Origin of the sequence: Devosia sp. XK-2 (genome assembly GCF_037113415.1) — a bacterium.
Lineage (GTDB): Bacteria > Pseudomonadota > Alphaproteobacteria > Rhizobiales > Devosiaceae > Devosia.
In genome coordinates this window covers 2,135,747-2,155,349 of record NZ_CP146608.1, presented here as the reverse complement: position 1 = coordinate 2,155,349, position 19,603 = coordinate 2,135,747, and the positions used below count along the sequence as shown (strand labels likewise).

At 61.0% G+C, this 19,603-nt stretch carries 23 protein-coding genes; 5 read left to right on the top strand and 18 right to left on the bottom strand.

What is annotated here, in order from left to right; all coding sequences use genetic code 11:
• Nucleotides 1-2: 2 nt before the first annotated feature.
• Nucleotides 3-1,964, top strand: coding sequence for a hypothetical protein (locus V8Z65_RS10575; RefSeq protein ID WP_338719794.1), 1,962 nt, complete (start codon nucleotides 3-5; stop codon nucleotides 1,962-1,964).
• 184 nt (nucleotides 1,965-2,148) lie between these two features.
• On the opposite strand, the gene flaF is transcribed toward V8Z65_RS10575, so the two are convergent.
• The 8 genes from flaF to V8Z65_RS10535 form a co-directional block, all read right to left on the bottom strand.
• Nucleotides 2,149-2,523, bottom strand: a complete 375-nt coding sequence (gene flaF / locus V8Z65_RS10570) for a flagellar biosynthesis regulator FlaF (RefSeq protein ID WP_338719792.1) — start codon at nucleotides 2,521-2,523, stop codon at nucleotides 2,149-2,151.
• A complete protein-coding gene (gene flbT, locus V8Z65_RS10565; protein ID WP_338719790.1) occupies nucleotides 2,474-2,899 on the bottom strand; it encodes a flagellar biosynthesis repressor FlbT in 426 nt (141 codons plus the stop codon). The genes flaF and flbT overlap by 50 nt, the downstream gene beginning before the upstream one ends.
• 112 nt (nucleotides 2,900-3,011) lie before the next feature.
• Nucleotides 3,012-4,517 carry a flagellin gene (locus V8Z65_RS10560; RefSeq protein ID WP_338719788.1) on the bottom strand — a complete coding sequence of 502 codons (1,506 nt, stop codon included), beginning with the start codon at nucleotides 4,515-4,517 and terminating at the stop codon, nucleotides 3,012-3,014.
• A 194-nt stretch (nucleotides 4,518-4,711) separates the two neighbouring features.
• Nucleotides 4,712-6,217 (bottom strand): flagellin, encoded by a 1,506-nt coding sequence (locus tag V8Z65_RS10555; RefSeq protein ID WP_338719786.1) that lies wholly within the window; start codon nucleotides 6,215-6,217, stop codon nucleotides 4,712-4,714.
• 210 nt (nucleotides 6,218-6,427) lie between these two features.
• Complete coding sequence (locus tag V8Z65_RS10550; protein WP_338719784.1) at nucleotides 6,428-6,778, bottom strand: hypothetical protein; 351 nt, start codon at nucleotides 6,776-6,778, stop codon at nucleotides 6,428-6,430.
• Between the two features lie 164 nt (nucleotides 6,779-6,942).
• Entirely contained in the window at nucleotides 6,943-7,410 is a 468-nt protein-coding gene (locus V8Z65_RS10545; RefSeq protein WP_338719782.1) for a hypothetical protein, read from the bottom strand.
• Nucleotides 7,407-7,748, bottom strand: coding sequence for a rod-binding protein (locus tag V8Z65_RS10540; RefSeq protein WP_338719781.1), 342 nt, complete (start codon nucleotides 7,746-7,748; stop codon nucleotides 7,407-7,409). The genes V8Z65_RS10545 and V8Z65_RS10540 overlap by 4 nt, the downstream gene beginning before the upstream one ends.
• On the bottom strand, nucleotides 7,748-8,803 hold the full coding sequence (locus V8Z65_RS10535) for a flagellar basal body P-ring protein FlgI (protein ID WP_338724006.1): 1,056 nt from the start codon (nucleotides 8,801-8,803) through the stop codon (nucleotides 7,748-7,750). Before V8Z65_RS10535 ends, V8Z65_RS10540 begins: the two co-directional genes overlap by 1 nt.
• Nucleotides 8,804-9,104: 301 nt before the next feature.
• Between V8Z65_RS10535 and V8Z65_RS10530 the strand changes: the two genes are divergently transcribed.
• On the top strand, nucleotides 9,105-9,524 hold the full coding sequence (locus V8Z65_RS10530) for a flagellar assembly protein FliX (protein WP_338719779.1): 420 nt from the start codon (nucleotides 9,105-9,107) through the stop codon (nucleotides 9,522-9,524).
• Nucleotides 9,525-9,689: 165 nt separating this feature from the next.
• Nucleotides 9,690-10,106, top strand: a complete 417-nt coding sequence (gene dksA, locus V8Z65_RS10525) for an RNA polymerase-binding protein DksA (protein WP_338719777.1) — start codon at nucleotides 9,690-9,692, stop codon at nucleotides 10,104-10,106.
• A 67-nt stretch (nucleotides 10,107-10,173) separates the two neighbouring features.
• On the opposite strand, the gene V8Z65_RS10520 is transcribed toward dksA, so the two are convergent.
• The 10 genes from V8Z65_RS10520 to flgF all read right to left on the bottom strand — a co-directional run bounded on the left by V8Z65_RS10520 (nucleotide 10,174) and on the right by flgF (nucleotide 17,621).
• Complete coding sequence (locus V8Z65_RS10520) at nucleotides 10,174-10,593, bottom strand: YciI family protein (protein ID WP_338719775.1); 420 nt, start codon at nucleotides 10,591-10,593, stop codon at nucleotides 10,174-10,176.
• A gap of 162 nt (nucleotides 10,594-10,755) precedes the next feature.
• Nucleotides 10,756-11,169, bottom strand: a complete 414-nt coding sequence (locus V8Z65_RS10515; RefSeq protein WP_338719773.1) for a curlin — start codon at nucleotides 11,167-11,169, stop codon at nucleotides 10,756-10,758.
• A gap of 201 nt (nucleotides 11,170-11,370) precedes the next feature.
• A complete protein-coding gene (gene csgH / locus V8Z65_RS10510) occupies nucleotides 11,371-11,751 on the bottom strand; it encodes a curli-like amyloid fiber formation chaperone CsgH (protein ID WP_338719772.1) in 381 nt (126 codons plus the stop codon).
• A gap of 57 nt (nucleotides 11,752-11,808) precedes the next feature.
• Complete coding sequence (locus tag V8Z65_RS10505; RefSeq protein ID WP_338719771.1) at nucleotides 11,809-12,240, bottom strand: curlin; 432 nt, start codon at nucleotides 12,238-12,240, stop codon at nucleotides 11,809-11,811.
• A 175-nt stretch (nucleotides 12,241-12,415) separates the two neighbouring features.
• Complete coding sequence (locus V8Z65_RS10500; protein WP_338719769.1) at nucleotides 12,416-13,912, bottom strand: carboxypeptidase M32; 1,497 nt, start codon at nucleotides 13,910-13,912, stop codon at nucleotides 12,416-12,418.
• 51 nt (nucleotides 13,913-13,963) lie between these two features.
• Complete coding sequence (locus V8Z65_RS10495; protein ID WP_338724099.1) at nucleotides 13,964-14,131, bottom strand: hypothetical protein; 168 nt, start codon at nucleotides 14,129-14,131, stop codon at nucleotides 13,964-13,966.
• A 227-nt stretch (nucleotides 14,132-14,358) separates the two neighbouring features.
• Nucleotides 14,359-15,105: a flagellar basal body L-ring protein FlgH gene (gene flgH, locus V8Z65_RS10490; protein ID WP_338719767.1), complete on the bottom strand. Its 747-nt coding sequence runs from the start codon at nucleotides 15,103-15,105 to the stop codon at nucleotides 14,359-14,361.
• Nucleotides 15,106-15,120: 15 nt separating this feature from the next.
• Nucleotides 15,121-16,068, bottom strand: coding sequence for a flagellar basal body P-ring formation chaperone FlgA (gene flgA / locus V8Z65_RS10485; protein ID WP_338719765.1), 948 nt, complete (start codon nucleotides 16,066-16,068; stop codon nucleotides 15,121-15,123).
• 11 nt (nucleotides 16,069-16,079) lie between these two features.
• Nucleotides 16,080-16,865 (bottom strand): flagellar basal-body rod protein FlgG, encoded by a 786-nt coding sequence (gene flgG / locus V8Z65_RS10480; RefSeq protein ID WP_338719763.1) that lies wholly within the window; start codon nucleotides 16,863-16,865, stop codon nucleotides 16,080-16,082.
• Nucleotides 16,866-16,883: 18 nt separating this feature from the next.
• Nucleotides 16,884-17,621, bottom strand: a complete 738-nt coding sequence (gene flgF / locus V8Z65_RS10475; RefSeq protein ID WP_338724005.1) for a flagellar basal-body rod protein FlgF — start codon at nucleotides 17,619-17,621, stop codon at nucleotides 16,884-16,886.
• Between the two features lie 287 nt (nucleotides 17,622-17,908).
• Here flgF and V8Z65_RS10470 point away from each other — a divergent pair, with 287 nt between their 5' ends.
• Together V8Z65_RS10470 and fliM are read left to right on the top strand one after the other, a co-directional pair.
• Nucleotides 17,909-18,409 carry a flagellar basal body-associated FliL family protein gene (locus V8Z65_RS10470; protein ID WP_338719761.1) on the top strand — a complete coding sequence of 167 codons (501 nt, stop codon included), beginning with the start codon at nucleotides 17,909-17,911 and terminating at the stop codon, nucleotides 18,407-18,409.
• Entirely contained in the window at nucleotides 18,409-19,602 is a 1,194-nt protein-coding gene (gene fliM / locus V8Z65_RS10465) for a flagellar motor switch protein FliM (RefSeq protein WP_338719759.1), read from the top strand. Before V8Z65_RS10470 ends, fliM begins: the two co-directional genes overlap by 1 nt.
• Nucleotide 19,603: the final 1 nt, after the last annotated feature.

Here is a 19,603-nt window from a genome sequence, read left to right as displayed (position 1 = left end):
ACATGATCGTCAACAAGTCGATGTATCCCCTGACAACTGGCTTTTCCGTCATCTCCAAGATGCAGGACAAGTTCGCGCAATTGCAGATGCAATTGGGCACGGGCGTCAAGGCGCAAACGCTGTCCGAAATGGGCCGGGACCTGCCCGTATCGCTGTCGGTGCGATCGCGCCTGACCACGATTGCCGGCTACAATGCCAGCATCGAGCAGGTCGATTTGCGGATGAGCTTTTACGACAATGCCCTGTCGCGGTTTGACGCGCTTGAAGGGGAGGCGCGCAATTCGGCCGTGCAGGGGCAGTACGGCTCGACCAATATCAATATGGCCACCATTCCTGGCCTGTCGCGGGCGCGGCTGGACGAGATGGTGACCCTGCTCAATTCCGATATTGCCGGCCGCTATCTGTTTGGCGGCGCCAAAACCGACAAGGCGCCTTTGCCTACCACGACCGAACTGCTCGAGGGCGTGGGCGGGCGCGCGGGATATAAGACCGTGGTGACCGAGCGGCAGATGGCCGATCTGGGCACTTTGGGCCAGGGGCGGCTGCAGAGTACCCTGACATCGCTGACCGTGACCGATCCGGCCACCGTCACCTTGGCGGAAGATGGCGATCATCCCTTTGGGTTCAAGCTGTCGACGGTTTCGGCCATTGGCGCCAATATCGGCATTGTCTCGGATTTCGCGGCGTCGCCAGCCGATATCGAATTCACCTTCCCCGCACCGCCGGGAGCGGTCGCTGAAGGCGACAGTATTACCATGGGTTTCACCCTGCCTGATGGTACGGAGACGCAAATCACGCTCAAGGCGGTCGATGCCGCCAATGCGACTGGCGCGGTCAACGAATTTGTCATTGGCGCCGACGCAATCGCGACAGCCACCAATTTCCAGACGGCGCTGGACAATACCCTCAAGGAAACGGCCGAAAGCGAGCTCAAGGCCGCATCGACCTTTGCGGCATCGCAGAACTTCTTCAACGCCGCGGGCGAGCCGGCGCTGCGGGTCAGCGGCGCCGATCCCTATACGGCCACAAGCCTGCGGGTAGCCACCTCGACCGACACGGTCATGTGGTATAGCGGCGAAACGGCAGCGGTCTCGGCGGTTGGCATGGGGCGGCTGACGGCGGCGCGCTCGGCCGAAACGGTCAATTTGACCGAGAACATTCCGGTCTCATCGGCCCATGGCTTCCAGATTTCCGGGGTGACATCCAGCGTCGCCAATGCCGGCGCATTGACGGCAACCCATGCGCCGGGCGATCCGGCATCCATGTCCGTGGTTTTCGACGATACGTTTGCCCTGACCGCTGGCGACAGCGTGACGGTGACGCTGACGGAGCCGAATGGGACGACGCGCCAGGTGACCCTAACTGCCGTTACCGGACGCGCCGGGCCGGGGCAGTTCACCATCGGTGCCGATGAACAGGCGTCGGCGGCAAACTTTGAAAAGGCCATGGTCCGCTCGGTCACCGCGGCGGCAACGGCCGCAGAGGGTAATCCGCGCCAGTCGGTTACGGCGGCGGTCGAGGATTCCGGACGCGTCGCCTATGGCATGCAGGCCAATGAAAGCGGCTATCTGCGGCTGATGCGTGCCGTGGCGGCCATGTCGGTGGAGACCTATCCCGAAATCACCAATGCCGCCGATCCGAACTCGGTAGATCTCGACCCGGCAAAGGCCCGTTTCGACGCCATGGCGCGGCGGCAGCAGCTGGAACTGTCCGAATCCCGCAATTCGGAGCGCGGCTCGATCGAGCTGATCACCATGGAGCTCGGCGTGGCCCGCGCGGGCCTAAAAGCCGCTGGCGACCGGCACACCAATTACAAGGCGCAGTTGGATAATCTGCTCAGCGATGTCGAGACGGTCAGCAAGGAAGACGTGGCCATGGAGATCCTGGCGCTGCAAACTCGTCTGACGGCCAGCTATCAGGTGACCTCGATGGTGAGCCAATTGAGCCTGGTGAAGTTCCTCTAGCTGGGGGTATCGGCACAGGCGCCATGCATCACACAGCCGCCTTCGGGCCTGACCCGAGGGCCACATCGTGGGGTGGCTAATGAAGGGTGCCCCAGCGGGGTTCCCCAGGCGCAGACCTCAACCGCCCAAACGAAAAGCCCCGCACCTTGGTGCGGGGCTTTTCTATCGTAAACGGTCCCGCGGCTCACATGCCACGCAGGCCCGCCGCAATCTGTCGGTTGAGCTGCACGAGTACGGTCAGCTGTTCGGCCTGAGGAACGCCCTCGTAAAGAATTTCGCGGGTCTGATTCATGACGAACATGCCCAGATTGGCAATGTTCTGGCGGATTTCCTGGGGCAGGGGATTGTCGTCCTGGGTGACGGCCGACATGAAGATGGTCCAGAGCTTGCGATTGAAAGTCAGGGCCGCGCGGAGTTCCTCAGCGGTCGAGATATCCCATTCGTCTTTGACTTTTTGCAGGCCGGCTGCGGCCTTCATGAGCAGAGCTGATTCGCGCTGGCGGGGATTTTCAACGACTTTCGCCGTCTGCTGATACGCCTGAGCGCCGTGCTGATGCATGATTGAGCAGGTCCTGTTCGTATTCGATAAGTTTCTGGGACGCTTTCAGAGCCTTATATAGGGACCCGGTTAATATCTCGTTATTGATTTGGTCGACAATGGGTAGAGAACTGGGCACTGCGGCCACAAAGTCTCTGGACATCTCGTTGTAGGTGGCCGTCGCCCGCTCGGAATCCTCCTCGATATACATGAGCTGCACCGCCAGATAGATGCGCTTGGCGGGCGTATTGGCGGTCTCTGAGGTCAGAATGTCCTTTTCGCGCAGAATGGGCGCATGACCATCGATGAACAGGCGCGTGCGCTGATCGGAATTGGTGATGATGCAGTTGCCGATCAGCAATTTCTCGCCGGGCTTGAGTTCGACCTTGAGCGCCATGTTCTGAGTGTCCGCAACAGAGGAAGTGACTCAGTCTGTCTAGACTGAGATTGCGGCAAAAACAACGAAGGCGGGCCAGGGCCCGCCTTCTAAAGTGCGCGTGGTAAGCGATTTACTGCAGGAGCTGCAGGATTGACTGATCAGCCTGGCTGGCCAGCGAGAGCGAGTTCTGCGAGAGCTGCTGGCGGGTCTGGAGGGCCAGCAGGTTTGCTGCCTCCGTGTTCATATCGGCCAGGGTCAGGTTGCCGGCACCGGTTTCGAGCGTGTTGATCATGGCCTCGGTGAAGGACTTGCGGTTCTGCACGATCGAAAGGTTTGAACCGAAGGTCGAAGCCTGCGAACGGACCTCATCGAGAGCGGCCTTCACATCGGTCAGCAGGCCATCGATGGTCACGTCGCTGTCGAGCTGCTCTTCCTCGAGCTGGGTGGGCACGCCAAGGTTGAGGGCGTTGATGGTTTCGCCGTCCTTGGTCTGGATATCGATGGCGGACGTGCCGGTCTCGTTGAAGGTGATCTTCAACTTGTCGCCGCGCAGCAGGTTGATACCGTTGAACGAGGCGTCGTCGGAGAGCTTGTCGAGCTGGTCGCGCAGTTCGTTGAATTGGCCGGTGAGACCGGCGCGGACCGAGTTGCCCAGGATGGTGGCAGCACCCGAAGAGGTACCGTCGATGGCACCGGTGGAGGACACGCCATCCACGGTCAGGACCTGGGTCGACTGGTTCTCGATGCGCAGCTTGCCATTGTCGTTGGAGGCGCGGATCTTGCCGGTGAGGCTGGTATTGTTGTTGATCTCGGTGACCAGTTGATCAAGCGTCTTGGCGGTCAGGGTATCGGTACCCGAGCCGTCGGTGATGCCCGAGCCGGTTGCACCATTGGCGGCGGCAAAGCCGGAAATGGTGACATCGGCAACGCTTTCATCAGCCGAAGTGCTGGTGAAGTCGATCTGACCGCTGCCGTTAACGGTGGCGCTGACGTTGGTGACGTTGGCGGCCGTCAGGTCGGCATTGATCATGGCGGCCAGTTCTTCGGCGGTCACGGCAGACGCATCGGCGGCACCGGCATTGGCCTGGGCATAATCGATGGTCACTGCGGTGGCGGTGCCACCATTGGCTGCGACGTTGAAGGTGATCGAGCCGTCATTGGCGCCGCTATTGGTGAAGTCGATCGCCGTGAAAGCACCGCCTGCTTTGGTGGAGGTGGCGCTGGCCAGGTCGATATCGACAGCAGTGGAGCCCACTGCGCCGCCCGAGAACGAAATCTGATCGCCGGAGACGACGTTGGTGTCCATGGTATAGGACGAGGTCTGGAAGGACTTGTCCTGACGAGCCTGGCGCAGGGTCGACTGCATGGATTCCAGGGTCTTGGTCATGGCCGAAAGGCCATTGTCAGCAGCTTCCAGCGTCTGGATGCCGTTGGCCATGGCGTCAATCAATGCACCCAGGTCGCTGGCGCGATTGGTGAGGCCCTTGGCGGTGAACCAGCTGGAAGGATTGTCCAGAGCCGAATTGACCTTATTGCCGGTGGCGAGACGATTCTGCGTCGTCGCCATCATGTCGGCAGTGCCCTTGAGGGAGAGAAGGTTGGCCCGAACGGCCTTCGAAAGTGAGATATCCGCCATTGAATGCAATCCTTGCCTCAGGCCGTTCCGGCCCCTTGCCAAAATAGTTAACCGCCTTTTCTTAAAGGGTCGTTAACCATGCGGATTGACCTCTCATAAACCATAAATTTCCGGCGATTTTGCGCCTGGAAATGCAGAAGGGGCGGGTCTCGCGACCCGCCCCTTTGCCATTTTGATGCTCGAACCCGGTCCGATTAACGGATGAGCTGGAGAATCGACTGGTCGGCCTGGCTCGCCAGCGAGAGCGAGTTCTGCGACAGGGACTGACGGGTCTGCAGAGCCAAGAGGTTCGCAGCTTCCGTGTTCATATCGGCCAGGGTCAGGTTGCCGGCACCATCTTCGAGGGTGTTGATCATGGCCTCGGTGAAGGTCTGGCGATTCTGCACGATCGAGAGGTTCGAACCGAAGGTCGAAGCCTGCGAACGAACATCGTTCAGAGCGGTCTTGAGCTTGGCCAGTTCAGCGTCGATGGCATCGTCGCTGTCCAGATCGGATTCCTCGAGCGTGGTGGACACGCCCAGATTGGCCGAGTTGATGGTGTCACCGTTCTCAGTCTGGATGTCGATGGACGAGGTACCAGTTTCGTTGAAGGTGATGGCCAGCTTATCGCCGCGCAGCAGGTTGATACCGTTGAACGAAGCGTCGTCGGCAAGCTTGTCGAGCTGGTCGCGCAGTTCGTTGAACTGATCGGCCAGGCCGGCGCGGACCGAGTTGCCCAGGATGGTGGCAGCACCCGAAGAGGTACCGTCGATGGCACCGGTGGAGGACACGCCATCCACGGTCAGAGCCTGGGTCGACTGGTTCTCGATGCGCAGCTTGCCATTGTCGTTGGAGGCGCGGATCTTGCCGGTCAGGTCGGTGTTCGAGTTGATCTCGCTCACCAACTGGTCGAGCGTCTTGGCGGTCAGGGTATCGGTACCCGAACCGTCGGTGATGCCCGAGCCGGTTGCACCATTGGCGGCGGCAAAGCCGGAAATGGTGACATCGGCAACGCTTTCATCAGCCGAAGTGCTGGTGAAGTCGATCTGACCGCTGCCGTTAACGGTGGCGCTGACGTTGGTGACGTTGGCGGCCGTCAGGTCGGCATTGATCATGGCGGCCAGTTCTTCGGCGGTCACGGCAGACGCATCGGCGGCACCGGCATTGGCCTGGGCATAATCGATGGTCACTGCGGTGGCGGTGCCACCATTGGCTGCGACGTTGAAGGTGATCGAGCCGTCATTGGCGCCGCTATTGGTGAAGTCGATCGCCGTGAAAGCACCGCCTGCTTTGGTGGAGGTGGCGCTGGCCAGGTCGATATCGACAGCAGTGGAGCCCACTGCGCCGCCCGAGAACGAAATCTGATCGCCGGAGACGACGTTGGTGTCCATGGTATAGGACGAGGTCTGGAAGGACTTGTCCTGACGAGCCTGACGCAGGGTCGACTGCATGGATTCCAGGGTCTTGGTCATGGCCGAAAGGCCATTGTCAGCAGCTTCCAGCGTCTTGACGCCATTGGCCATGGAGTCGAGCAGGGCACCCAGGTCGCTGGCGCGATTGGTGAGGCCCTTGGCGGTGAACCAGCTGGAAGGATTGTCCAGAGCCGAATTGACCTTGTTACCAGTGGCAAGGCGGTTCTGGGTGGCAGCCATCATGTCGGCAGTGCCCTTGAGGGACAGCAGGTTCGAGCGGACGGCTTTGGAGAGAGAAATATCGGCCATTTTGGCTAGGTCCTTTTCTAGGATTACGCATACTAAGGCGCCTCTCCTGAGGCAGGCCGATCCTCAACCGGCAGACGATAAAGAAGGGTTAAGTGAATGCCGAAAGTTTGGGCAAATACTTGATTGGACTTTATCGGCTAAAACGAGAAAAGCCCCGAAATTCGGGGCTTTTCTCATCGACGTCCAGGGAGGAGCCTAGGAAATCGTTAACTAGGCCATGAGGTCTCGAAGACGGGCCTGGGATTCCTGGGGAATTTCGGCCGTGCCGATCCGCCGGATCAATTCTTCCATGGATTGGGGTGTGGGGGGCAGAGCGCCCGCTATGACCGCCGCGGCAAAATCGGCCGTGCGATCGCGCTCGGGTTCGGCGGGGCGTTCTTCAGGCTGCGTCCGGCGCTCGAAAGGCAATTGATTGTCGCGATCGCCCGTCTTCGCGCTGGGCGGCGATTTCTGTGTGCTGTCCTGCAGCATGGTCCGTTCGCCCATGGCTGGACGATAGCGATATTCGCTCATATTTGCGGAGCCCGGAGCGACGGGCTCGATGGTGAGGCTTGCAACCATAACCTTTCCCCCGAATGCACCTATTCGCGGAAACACTAAGCTGCGGCCCTTATTCTCGCGTAACCAGCATGTTGCGCATTTAATTCAAATGCATAGCGCAAAAGAGCGACGGGTGCGCCCCGTCGCTCCGGTTATCCTTGGTCAAGGCAGTTGCTGGACGGCGCCTAGAGCGCGCGGTTTATGGCGATGCCCTTGGCTGATGCATTGGGGTCGGTGGCAACGGTGCCGGCCGCGCCATAGGTCTTGGCCCGGCTCTGCTGGCCGACCATGCGCGCAACATCGGTCAGCACGTCCTCGGTGACCGTCTTGGCGGTGGCCAGCACCCGCAGGTTCTCCGCCATCTGCGTCGCCAGGCTTTCATGTCCGGCGCGCAGGCGCTCCATGGCTTTGGGCGCTTCGGCATTGAGGCGTTCGGCCTGTCGCTGGATCGCCCGGGCAAAGGTGACATAATCCTGCGCCATGCGGGTCTTGTCGGGCGTCAATTGTCCGGCTTCGCGCAAATGGCCGGCCCGGAGCAGGGTGGTTTCCTGGTTCATCACGTCAACCAGGGCGGCCAGGGCCTGCTCGGCATGATTGCACAAATCTTCGGCCGGCAAGGCGTCGAGGGCTGCAAGACGGGCGGCTGCGGTCATTTTCCGTATACTCCGGCACTGGGATATGAATGGGAATTGAGCGTGGCGCGGCCGGCGTTGGCCGCTTCCTGAAGCGCAATCATCTGGCTCATCAGGTCATCGGCGATGCCGACCCCGCCGCTTTGGGCGATGGAATTGGCGAGCTGTTCGGCCTGCATGGACCGCCAGGTTTCCTCGCCAAAGCCGCCGCCACCGAAATTCTCGTCGCCCTTGACCGAGGCGAACATTTCCTTGGTCAGGATGTTGAGGAACACGCCTTCGAGTTCTTCGGCCTGGCTGCGGATGCGCTGCATCTGGCCGGGGGTGAGGGTGGAGCCGGTCTCGCTGATCGGGTTCATCACAGCACCTCGATCTCGGCCTGCAGGGCCCCGGTGGCCTTGATGGCCTGCAGAATGGCAATGAGGTCGCGCGGCGAGATGCCCAGTGCATTCAGGCCATCGACCAGTTGCTGCAGGGTTACCGATTCCTCGACCACCTGCAGGGCGGTGTCGGACTGGTTGACATTAAGATTGGTATTGGGCTCGACCGCCGTCTGCCCCAGGCTCAACGGATTGGGCTGCACCACGGTCGGGTCTTCGGCGATGGTGACAGTGAGATTGGATTGAGCCACGGCCACGCTCGAGACGCGCACATCCTTGCCCATGACGATGATGCCGGAATTCTCGTCAATGACGATCTTGGCCGGTTGGTCGGTCTGGACGATCAATTGCTCGATATCGGTGAGGAGGTCGACAATATTGCCGTTGAAATTGCGCGGCAGGGTCAGGCGCACGGTGGCCGGGTCTTCCGGTACGGCAGTGGGGGCGCCGATGAAGTCGTTGACTGCCAGAGCAATGCGGCGCGCCGTCGTCAGGTCGGGATTGCGTAGGGCCAGGCGCAGCGAGTGCTGTGAGCCGAGGTGGAAATCGATCTCGCGTTCAATCAGCGCGCCGGAGGAAATTCGGCCGGTAGTGGGCACGCCCGAAATCACGCTGGCGGCGTCGCCCTGGGCGCTGAAGCCATTGATGAGCACCGGGCCCTGGGCAATGGCATAGACTTCGCCATCGGCGCCGAGGAGCGGGGTCACCAGCAGCGTGCCGCCCTGCAGGCTGTCGGCGTCGCCCAGCGCGGCCACGGACACATCCATGCGCGAGCCCTGGGTGGCGAAGGGTGGCAGATTGGCGGTGACCATGACGGCGGCAACATTTGCTGTGCGGACGTTTTCGCCCTGGGTGTTGACACCCAGCCGTTCGAGCATGGATTGCAGCGACTGTTTGGTGAAGGGCGAATTATTGAGACTGTCGCCAGTGCCGTTGAGGCCAACCACAAGGCCATAGCCGACCAATTGGTTTTCGCGGATGCCTTCCATATCCACGATATCCTTGATGCGCGCGGGCGCAGCAAAGCTGGCCATGGGCGACAATGTCAGTGCCAGGCTTAATGTGGCGGCGGCTATGGTGCGGATCAGGCGCATAGGCAATTCATCCCCGATTGATGCCGCTCCACCCCCATGGTGCGGCCTTCGCAAACGAGAAATGCCAGAACCGTGCCAGATTGTGATTGGCACCTTAATGGCTTGATTTCAAAATGATTTTCTATTGTTGCTGCTGTGGTGGGATATGCCGGTGAGCAATTCTTGCCGGGTATGTTAAGGTCTTGTTAACTCCGGTGGGCAGAATTTGCCGGGAACTCTAGTCCCAAGTGAGTCAGGCCTCTTGCGTATCGACGCAACCAATCGCAGCAGCAATGTGTCCGGCCGGGCATCGACCGGCAAGGCTGGCGGCGGGCCTGCCTTCGTGCCTGCCGGCGAGCAGGGACCACAGCGTGTCAGTGCCACTGCGCCGTTGGCGCCAACGGCGGGGCTGGATGCCATTCTGGCCCTCCAGGCGGCCGGCGATCATTCGGAAGGCCGCCGCAAAGCTGTCAAAAGGGGCACAAAGCTTCTCGACCTGCTTGAGGAGATGAAGGCCGACCTGTTGATCGGCACGGTGTCCCCGGGGCGTCTGGATATGATGGTGACGCAATTGCGCAATCTACGCGAGCGGGTCGAGCCTGAACTCGATGCGGTGATCGACGATATCGAGCTGCGGGTTCTGGTGGAACTGGCCAAGCTGGGCAGATATCCCCAGTTTTAAGCCGGTCACGATTGGCTTTATCGTCATCAAGATGTTGCGGATTTGGGATTATGCGCCTGCCATGTCGCGTTTTCTTGCGTTAACGAGGCGTAACTTGTGTGCTTGCCGGGGACGGGCGAGACGCATATATAGGCCGCCAAGGGCGCATTGGAGTTGAGTCTGCTGATGTCTTCGGTTGAACTTACGGACTATCGACCCAGCGAGGACGAGCCGTTTATGAACCCGCGCCAGCGGGAATATTTCAGGAACAAGCTGCACGCCTGGAAGGACGAGATTTTGCGCGAAAGCCGCGTAACGCTCGAAAACCTCCAGGAAGAAAGCCAGAACCATCCCGATATGGCCGACCGGGCCAGTTCGGAGAGCGATCGTTCGCTGGAACTCAGGACAAGGGATCGCCAGCGCAAGCTGATTTCCAAGATCGACGCGGCGCTCAAGCGCATCGACGACGGGACTTACGGCTATTGCGAGGAAACCGGTGACCCGATCGGTTTGGCGCGACTGGATGCGCGCCCCACCGCCACGCTGAGCCTGGAAGCCCAGGAACTGCATGAGCGGCGCGAGAAGGTCTATCGCGACGAATAGGACCGACGAGAATTCAAAAAAGCCCGCAGCGATGCGGGCTTTTTTGTTTGCGCGGAATAGCCTGGGGTCAACTTGGAACCCGCTTGGCATTGCCTTCGTGAATAGCCTGGACTTCCGGCGTCATTTCGCTGGCGAAATCTTCCAGGCCGAAGACCGGGCGGATATCGATATCGCTTTCGGTGAACATCGGGTTGGGGCAACGCTTGACCCATTCGACCGCCTCATCCATGTCGCGGACTTCCCAGATCCAGTAGCCGGCGACGATTTCCTTGGTCTCGGCAAAGGGACCATCGATCACTGAGCGATCCGAACCGCTGAAATGCACACGCTTGGCATGGCGCGTGGCCTTGAGGCCCTCGCCGCCCAGCATGATGCCGGCATTGATCAGTTCCTCATTGTATTTGCCCATGGCCTCGAGCAATTCGGTGGTGGGCAGGACATCATTTTCACTGTCTGCGGTGGCTTTGACGAAAACGACAACACGCATTTCTCTCTCCTACTGATCCGAAGGCGAAATTGCCTTCCTGCCAAGCCGACGAGTAGTGGCAGAAAGCTTCGACATTTTTCTCGCACATTTTTCGACACACCGAAAAACAAAAGGCGGGACTGGTGGGTCCCGCCTTTTCGAAGAGGTGGTGATTTGGCCTTTTTAAAAGCCGATCACTGTGGTGATGCCGCTCTGATTGTCGCCATTCTGCAGGCATTGCGCATCGGTGGCCTCGCCGAATTGGAACAGGCCGCAGCTATTGTTGTTGCCGTTCTGGCTGATGGTGCCATTGTGGCCATCGCCCTCCTGCCAGATCAGTCCGTGATTGCCCGAGCCGTTCTGGTTGAAGCCGGCCGAATTGCCATTGCCGTTCTGATAGCCATTGGCGCCGCTAGCCGAGAGGCCCTGCATCAGCGAAAACATCTGCAGGCCCATGCCCAGGGCCTGCGCCTGGTCCGGATCGGTAGGGGAAAAGCCGATGGCGATCTGGCCGCCGGCCATGGCGGGGGAAGCCGTCAGGCCGAGCAGGGCGGCGGTCAGTGTGGCGGCAATGGTCTTGGTGAAGCGAGTAGTCATCTGGTGTCTCCAAGGTCTGGTGTTTGCGGTCCCGTACTGCTGGTCTTTCCAGCGCTTGAGAGGACCCTAGATGCCTGGGCCTGAACCGGTTTGGAGCGGCGCGTTCAGCCAGCGTTCAGCCGGGCCGTCGAGACAAAAAAATCCCCGCCGGAGCGGGGCAGTTGGGAAGGAAGGGGGCTGAAGGGCGCCTTGGTCGGATCGTCAGGTCAGGGTCGCCAGCGGGGCGGAGCAATCGAGCCGCTTGCCGTCGGCTGAGATCGTGAAATCGACATCGATGGCCGAACCGGCATTGACCATAACCTTGCCCAGCGAGACCGGCGCGCCGGGCGCTACCGAAAACTGCCCGCCCTGGTTGATATTGGTCGAGCCGCCATTGCCCTGGCTCTTGAGCGCGAAGCGATATTCGCCGGTCAGGGCGGTGGGGCTTTGCACCACGCCCTCGATGGCCATCATGCCGCGCTCGGTCTGGGTGGTTACGCCGCAGCTGAGGCCACCATCATTGCTGGTGGCGTGGGCGGCCGCGCCGGCCAGGGCGAGTGCGCCGAGGGCCAGGATGCCGATGCGAAAGGTGGAGTGAACCATATTGTCCTCCTGTTAAATGGGGGCGGGCCGGCTTGGGCCGGCCCGCACGGTCATGGATTAGGGGCAGACCTGGGCGAAGGCCGTGACGTTACCCGAACCATGCTGGGAGATATTGGCATCGCAGCCATGGCCAACCTGCAGGCCGACGCTGGTATTGCCGTTGCCGTCCTGGGTCAGGATGGCGGTGTGGTCATCGCCGAACTGGCCGACGCCGCCGACATTGTTCCAGCCGTCCTGGTAGATGTCGCCGTAGTTGTTGTTGCCTTCCTGGCCGATGGCGGAAGTGTTGTTGCCACCGTTCTGGTTGGACACACCGGTATTCCAATTGCCGTTCTGATAAGCGCCGAAGGTGTTGTTCCAACCGGCCTGGCCGCCGCCGACGGCGTTGCCGAAACCGTATTGTTCGATGAACAGGCTATTGGCCATTGCGGGGGCGGCACCGGCGATGACGGTTGCGGCCAGGGTGGTGATGAGAAGCTTGCGGATCATTGGTCGTCTCCTTGGGTTGGGGCTGCGGTCCCTCCGACCGCGTCGTTGATGGAGACTGTTTTAGGGAAGTGATTTGGAACGCCCACTGAAGCGAGGGTTCAGATAGCGTTCATGAACAAGGCGGCGGAAACTGATTCCGCCGCCTGCTTCAGGTTACTGAAATATATGCCTTATTTTACCCACCATAGCGCTTCTTGAGATGCGCCTTGAAGTGATCGGCATTGAGCGGCTCGCCGGTGGCCCGGGTGATCAGCTCGGGCGTTGAATAGCGGGAGGCCTCGGTCCAGACCTTGTCGGCACGCCATTGATTGATGGCGCCGAACTCGCCCTTGCGCATCTGACTTCTCATGTCGGGAATGTCCCGTTCCATGGACGCGGCCAATTGGGCTGCGATCATGGCGCCCAGGGTATAAGAGGGGAAATAGCCAAAGGCCCCGCCAGGCCAGTGTACATCCTGCATGGGGCCGTCCTTGGGATCGTTGATGGTCGAGATGCCCAGATACTCGATCATCTTGGTATCCCAGGCTTCGGGGATCTGGCTGGCCTCCAGCTTACCCGAGACCAGATCCTGCTCCAGCTCGTAGCGCAGGATGACGTGCAGGGGATAGGTCACCTCGTCGGCATCGACGCGGATATAGCCGCGCTCGACAAAATTGACCTCGTTGAGCACATCGGCGATTTCCCAGCCGGGAATGGCCGCATCGCCCAGATGCTGATGCACCAAGGGTAGCATGAACTCCCAGAATTCGGGGCTGCGGGCGAGCTGCATTTCCACGAACAGGCTCTGGCTTTCATGCATGCCCATGCCGCGCGCCTTGCCCAGCGGCCAATGTGACCAGTGCTTGGGCAAGCCCTGCTCGTAAAGCGCGTGACCGGTTTCGTGCAGCACGCCCATGAGCGAGGAGAGGAATTCGTCGGTGCGGTAGCGCGTGGTCATGCGCACATCGGTCGGCACGCCGCCGCAGAAGGGGTGGTGCGAGACCGCGAGCGAGCCATGGGTGAAGTCGAAACCGACGGCGCGCATGGCCGCCAGGCCCAGCTCGCGCTGTTTTTCGATGGGGTAGGGCGCATTGAACGATTTGCGCGGGCGCCGGGCCAGGCGCTGTTCCTGCACCGACAGGGCGGTGGGCACGAAATCCTTGAGGAAGGATTTGAGATCGGCAAAGACCAGATCGATCTCGGCGGTGCGATTGCCCGGATCATATTGGTCCATCAGCGCGTCATAGGGGGCAAGGCCCGTTGCCGCCGAGCGCAGGGCCGCCTCTTCGCGTACCAGAGCGATGACGCCTTCTAGGGCGGGTAGGAACGAATCCCAATCGCCCTTGGCGCGCAGGTCGCGCCAAAGCTGTTCGGAGCGCATGGTGGCGGCGGTGCGGCGCTCGACAAATTCGGTCGGCAGGCAGGTGGCATTGACATAAGCGCGTTCGAACTCGGCTAGCGCCCGCCCCTGGTCTTCGTCCAGATCCTCGTTTTTGGCCGCATCGATCCAGTCCGCAATATGGGGGGCGGTGGCCTGGGCGTGGTACATGCCGGCCAGATTGGCCATGGCCTCGGCTCGCTTGTCTCCGCCGCCAACAGCCATATGGGTAGCTTCGTCGGCGCCAAGGATGGAAAGAGCATGTTCGAGCGACTCGAGCTTGCGGCCGAGTTCATCGAGTTTTTGAAAGGACATGACGGGCTCCAGAAAGGGACCGCCGATGTGTTTCATAGCTCGCCTGAGGGATCAAGGTTTGGTGTCGGTTGGGTCCTTGTCGGAGCGTTTGGCGCCGGCTGCGCCAAGCGCTACGCCGATGGCAATCCCGATGCCGACACCGAGGGCGATATTGTCCAGGGCCACGCCGATTCCAGCGCCAATCGCAATCCCGACCGCGATGCCCGTTGCCAGATTCATCTGCATTCTCCTTCCAGGGCCCAACCCTTGCGGGTGGAAATTGGTTGCCAAAAAGGGGCGAGGCGCAGCCGGGGAAGCTGCGCCTCTTGGGGAAAGGCTTCGCGCCTGGGACAGGGGAAGCCTTGGAAAAGGCCCGGCGCATTCTGCGTCGCGGGCCGTGCCATTCCATTCTGGTCTGGCCGGGGAACGCGGCGGCGCGATGGGGAATGCGCCGCCGGATAGGAAAATTAGAAAGGCAGGATGGCGTCCATGGCCTGCTGGCCGTAGCGGGGCTGCTGCACATCGGTGATCTGACCGCGGCCGCCATAGGAAATCCGGGCCTCGGCGATCTTGGTCGAGGGAATGGTGTTGTTGGCCTGAATGTCCGAGGGGCGGACGATACCGGCCACGATCAAGTCGCGGACCTCGAAATTTACCCGCACTTCCTGACGACCCTCGATCACCAGATTGCCATTGGGCAGAACCTGGGTGACCACGGCGGCAACCGAGGTTTCGAGAGCCTCGCTGCGATTGACCGAGCCGGCGCCCGCATCCTTGATGCCCGAGCTGAAATCGATAGCCGCCTGCGGATCGACGCTGAGCTCGGCCGCGTCAGTGGCGTTGGAGAAGACAGCGCCGAACAGGCCTCCCATGCCGGCGCTATTGGTGGAATTGCGCGTACGCTGGGTATTGTTGTTGATCTTGGCGCTGTCATCGATGGTGACCATGACGGTGAGAATGTCACCGACGCGATGAGCCCGTTCGTCCTTGAAGAAGCCCTTTGCCGAGGTGCGGTAAAGCGAATTGGCCTGGTAAGTGTCGGCGATCGGCTCGGGCATGGGCATGCGCACCGGCTGATAGCCTGCCGTGGTGGTGGGGTCCGCTATTGCGGTGAGGGCCGGCGCCTGGCCGACATTGGCAAGCCGATCCATGGTGTTGCAGGCGCCCAATGCGGCGGTTAGGGTCAGGATGGTGGCGATCTTGGCGATGTTCATTTTCACTATCCTGGATTAGAGGCCGGCAAGGGTGACCGGGGCGGTGGAGACCTCCACGGCGCCCGGGGCAATGGCGGTGGCGCTGATGACGCGCTTGGAGACCATGTTGAGGACCTGGAGCGGGGCGCCTTCGGCGGCGCCGGTAATGGCCTGGCCTTTGACCGTCAGGGTCATCGGGCCCTGGCGATAATAGATGGTGACGAGGTCGTTCTTGGCGATTGCCAGCGGCACGCTGACATCGCTGGCACGCAGCAGCATGCCGTCGCGGCTTTGACGGTTGAGGGCCATGCCGACGAGCTGGTCGAGCGTGGCGACGCCCTGGGCGTCAGCCTGCCGGATCGGCAGGGGTCGCATGACGATATGCTCGGGGCCCAGCACAGTGCCGGCGGGCAGGCCGGCGGCCAGGTGCGGCGCCTCGACGCTGATTTCAATCGAACCGCTCAGGTCCAGCGGCCGATCGGTGCCGGCAAGGGTGAAGCGGGCCGAGAAGGTGCCGTTACCAGGCAGGTAGCGCAGGCCGTCGAGCCGGGCGGGGGCATCGCTGGCCACCACGGTGATGGTTTCGGGCTGGCCCGAAAACTGAATATTGGCGGTCATGCCTTGGCCCAGAATGCCGCGCTGGCGCAAATCCTGGGTGATCAGATCGATGAGCAGGGTCTGATCGACGATGGAGGCGGCACGGGAGACGCGCACCTGGCTCAGGCCATTGATATCGAAACGGGTGAGACCGATGCGGGCCGTGGCCGAGCGAACGGCTGCGAGATCGACACTTCCGGTGGTGCCGGGCAGGGGGGCGCGGAACAGCGGCTGTTCGGCCAGCGCGCCGGCATCGTCGAACATGTCGCCCACCGTAACCACTGGTGCATTCACCAGGATGTCGCCGCGCAGCACCGGTGCGGCAGTCGCAAGGCCGGTGGAGAGCAGCAGGGCCAGGGTCACGGTCATGGCGCGGAACGATTTCATGATCATCCTCCTCAGCTCAGCTGGCTCGTGGCCTGCATCATCTGGTCGGCGCCGGAGATGACACGGGCATTCATTTCATAGGCGCGCTGGGCCGCGATCAGGTCGGCGATTTCGGTCACCGAGTTGACATTGGCCATTTCGAGATAGTTCTGCAGCAGGTCGCCGGTGCCGTCGGCATTGGGCACGCTCACCTGGGCAGGACCGCTGGCGGCGGTCTCGAGGAATAGATTGTCGCCCATGGATTCCAGGCCCGACTTGTTGACGAAGCGGGCGAGCTGCAACTGGCCGATCTGGGTCGGGGCGGCGTCGGTGCCGATATAGGCCTCGACGGTGCCATCGGGAGAGATGGAGACGCCGCGGGCGTTGCCAGGAATGGTGATGCCCGGGTCGACCGGATAGCCGGAGGAATTGACCAGGGTTCCTTCCGGATTGCGTTCAAAAGAACCATCGCGGGTGTAACCGGTGCGACCGTCGGGCAATTGGATCATGAAGAAGCCTTCGCCGCGGATGGCCACGTCCAGTTCGCGCTCGGTCATGTTGACCGAACCCTGGCTCATGATGCGCGGGGTTGAGACGGTGCGTACGCCCGAACCGATCTCGAGCCCGGCGGGCACCATGGTGCCCTGGTCCGAGGTCTGCGATCCGGCGCGGGTGATCTGCTGGTAGAGCAGATCCTGGAACTCTGCGCGCTGGCGCTTGTAGCCAGTGGTGCGCATGTTGGCGATATTGTTGGAAATGACTTCGACATTGCGTTCCTGGGCGCCCATGCCGGTCGATGCGATATAAAGTGCTTTCATGGCGTTTGCTCCTCAGGTTCAGGCGTTGGCATCGCCCAGGCGCTGGATGGCGTTGCGGCGCATGTCATCCTGCTTCTGGGTGAGGGAGGCGATCGATTCATAGGCGCGCTGGACCCGGATCATCTCTGCCATCTCGGTGACGCCCGAGACGTTGGAGCGCTCGATATGGCCCTGCATGACGCGCGTTGTGCTATTGGGGCCCGGGGTGCCGCCAGAAAAGAGATTGGCGCCCTCGCGCACCAGGTCCTGGGCATTGGCGAATTCGACAATGCGCAACTGACCCTTGGTGCCGGCGCTCGACGAGACGGTGCCATCGGCAGCGATGGTGATGCCGATTTCTTCGGGACCGAACTGTATCGGGCCGCCAGCGCCAAGAACCGGGTTTCCGGACTGGTCGACCAGGATACCCTGATTATTGAGTTCGAAGGCGCCAGCCTTGGTCCAGCGCTCGCCCCCGGCGGTCTGTACGGCAAAGAAGCCATTCCCATTGAGGGCGACGTCGAGTTCATTGCCAGTCTGGACGACGGCGCCGCCCTGCAGGTCATGCAGGGTTGCCCAGTCCTGAACATAGGAGAGCGGCTGATCGAGCGAGGGGAAATCATTGTCCCGCGCGGTGGGCATGACATATTCCTCGAACAGGATCTGCTCCGCCTTGAAGCCGGTGGTGTTGAGGTTGGCAATATTGTTGGCCACTACATCCATCTGGCGCTGCAGGGCGATCTGCCGGCTGAGGCTGATGAGTTGCGCGTTCTCGATCATGGTATTCCCCGATTTGGTCCCCGAAACGCCCCGCTTCCCCAAGCGGGCCGTCTCGCCCATTTACTTTGCAGAAACCATGCCAGGGCTACGATTTGAATAAAATCAATGACTTATCTGATTACGTCGGTTCACCCTCGATAGGTCCTGTTGTTGCATTGGGCAAAAGTTACCCGGCAAAAACTGCCGGTTCAGGGTTGTTTGTAACCTTTCGTTAACCAAGTGCGCCTTAGCTGGACGCATTGCCGGAATCGACCGGAATTGCAGGCGATTGACGGGGCCACCTAATGACTGCCGAAGCGGAAGCCGAAAACGAAGCGCCTGCCAAGAAAGGCATTCCCAAGCTTTTCATCATCATTGGCGCGGCTGTCGTGGTCTTGCTGCTGGCCGGTGGCGGGCTGTTCTTCTTCATGTCCTCCGGTACTGGAGAGGCGGATTCCGGCGGTGGCGAGCATGCTGAGGCGGTGGCCGCGGAGGTGCATGACACCTTCATTTTCAACCTGCCTCCCATGATGGTAAATCTCAGCTCGGAAGGCGGGAACAATTCCTTCATGAAGCTGACTGTTGCGCTCGAGGTGGCGGACGAAGAGATGATGGCCGAAATACAGCCTCGCCTGGCCAAGGTCATCGACGCTTTCCAGGTCTATATGCGCGAATTGCGTAAGAGCGACCTCGAGGGTTCGGCGGGCATTTATCGCCTCAAGGAAGAGCTGCTGCGCCGGGTAAACCTGGCCATTTATCCGGCGCATGTGGAGAGCGTGCTCTTCAAGGAAATTCTGGTGCAGTAATGGCTGGACCTTCTGACCAGGACAAACTGAGCGACGACTGGGGGCTCGACGATCTCGGTGATGCCGGTGAGACGCCGGCGGCGCCTGTAGACGAGAGTGATCTGTCCGAAGAGGAGCGCGCTGCGGCCGCGGCCGCCGAATGGGCCGCGATGCTCGAAGGTGGCGATGGCGATGGCGAGGGCGGCGCTGACCGGGTTCTTAATCAGGACGAAATCGACAGCTTGCTCGGTTTCGACGCCAGCGCGGGCAGCAATGTCGAGCTGACCGGTGTGCAGGCGCTGATCAATTCGGCGCTGGTCAGTTATGAACGCCTGCCGATGCTGGAAATCGTCTTCGACCGACTGGTGCGGCTGGCGACGACTTCGTTGCGTAATTTCACCTCGGACAATGTCGAGGTGACGATGGATTCGATTTCCTCGGTCCGGTTCGGCGACTATCTCAATTCCATTCCACTGCCCGCCATTCTTTCGGTCATCAAGGCTGAGGAATGGGAGAATTATGGTCTCCTCACAGTCGATTCCAACCTCATCTATTCGATGATCGACGTGCTCCTGGGCGGTCGGCGCGTCGGCGGCAATATCCGGGTGGAGGGGCGGCCCTATACCACGATCGAGATGGCGCTGGCGCGGCGGATGATCGAGGTCATTCTCGATGATACCCATCGCGCCTTCGAGCCGGTGACGCAGATCAATTTCAAGCTTGAGCGCATGGAAACCAATCCGCGCTTTGCCGCCATTTCGCGGCCGGGCAATGCCGCTATCCTGATCGAACTCAGGATCGAGATGGACGATCGTGGCGGCAAGATCGAGATTCTTTTGCCCTACGCCACCATCGAGCCGATCCGCGAACAGCTCCTGCAGATGTTCATGGGCGAAAAATTCGGCCGCGACCCGATCTGGGAAGGGCATCTGGCGACAGAAATCTATCAGGCCGATGTCGAGATCGAGGCCGTATTGCATGAGCAGCAATTGCCGCTTTCGCGCCTGCTCGATCTCAAGGCCGGCCAAACGCTCATGTTCGAGCGCGGACCGAGCGATCCGGTGCGGCTGCGCTGCGGCGATGTCGAACTAACCGAGGCCATTATGGGTCATATCGGCAATCATGTTTCCGTGCGGGTCACCAGCCCGCTCAACCCGCCCAAGGTCACCATGGAGGCCTTTGAGGCAATCGACGAGACGATGGAAGGACGATGAT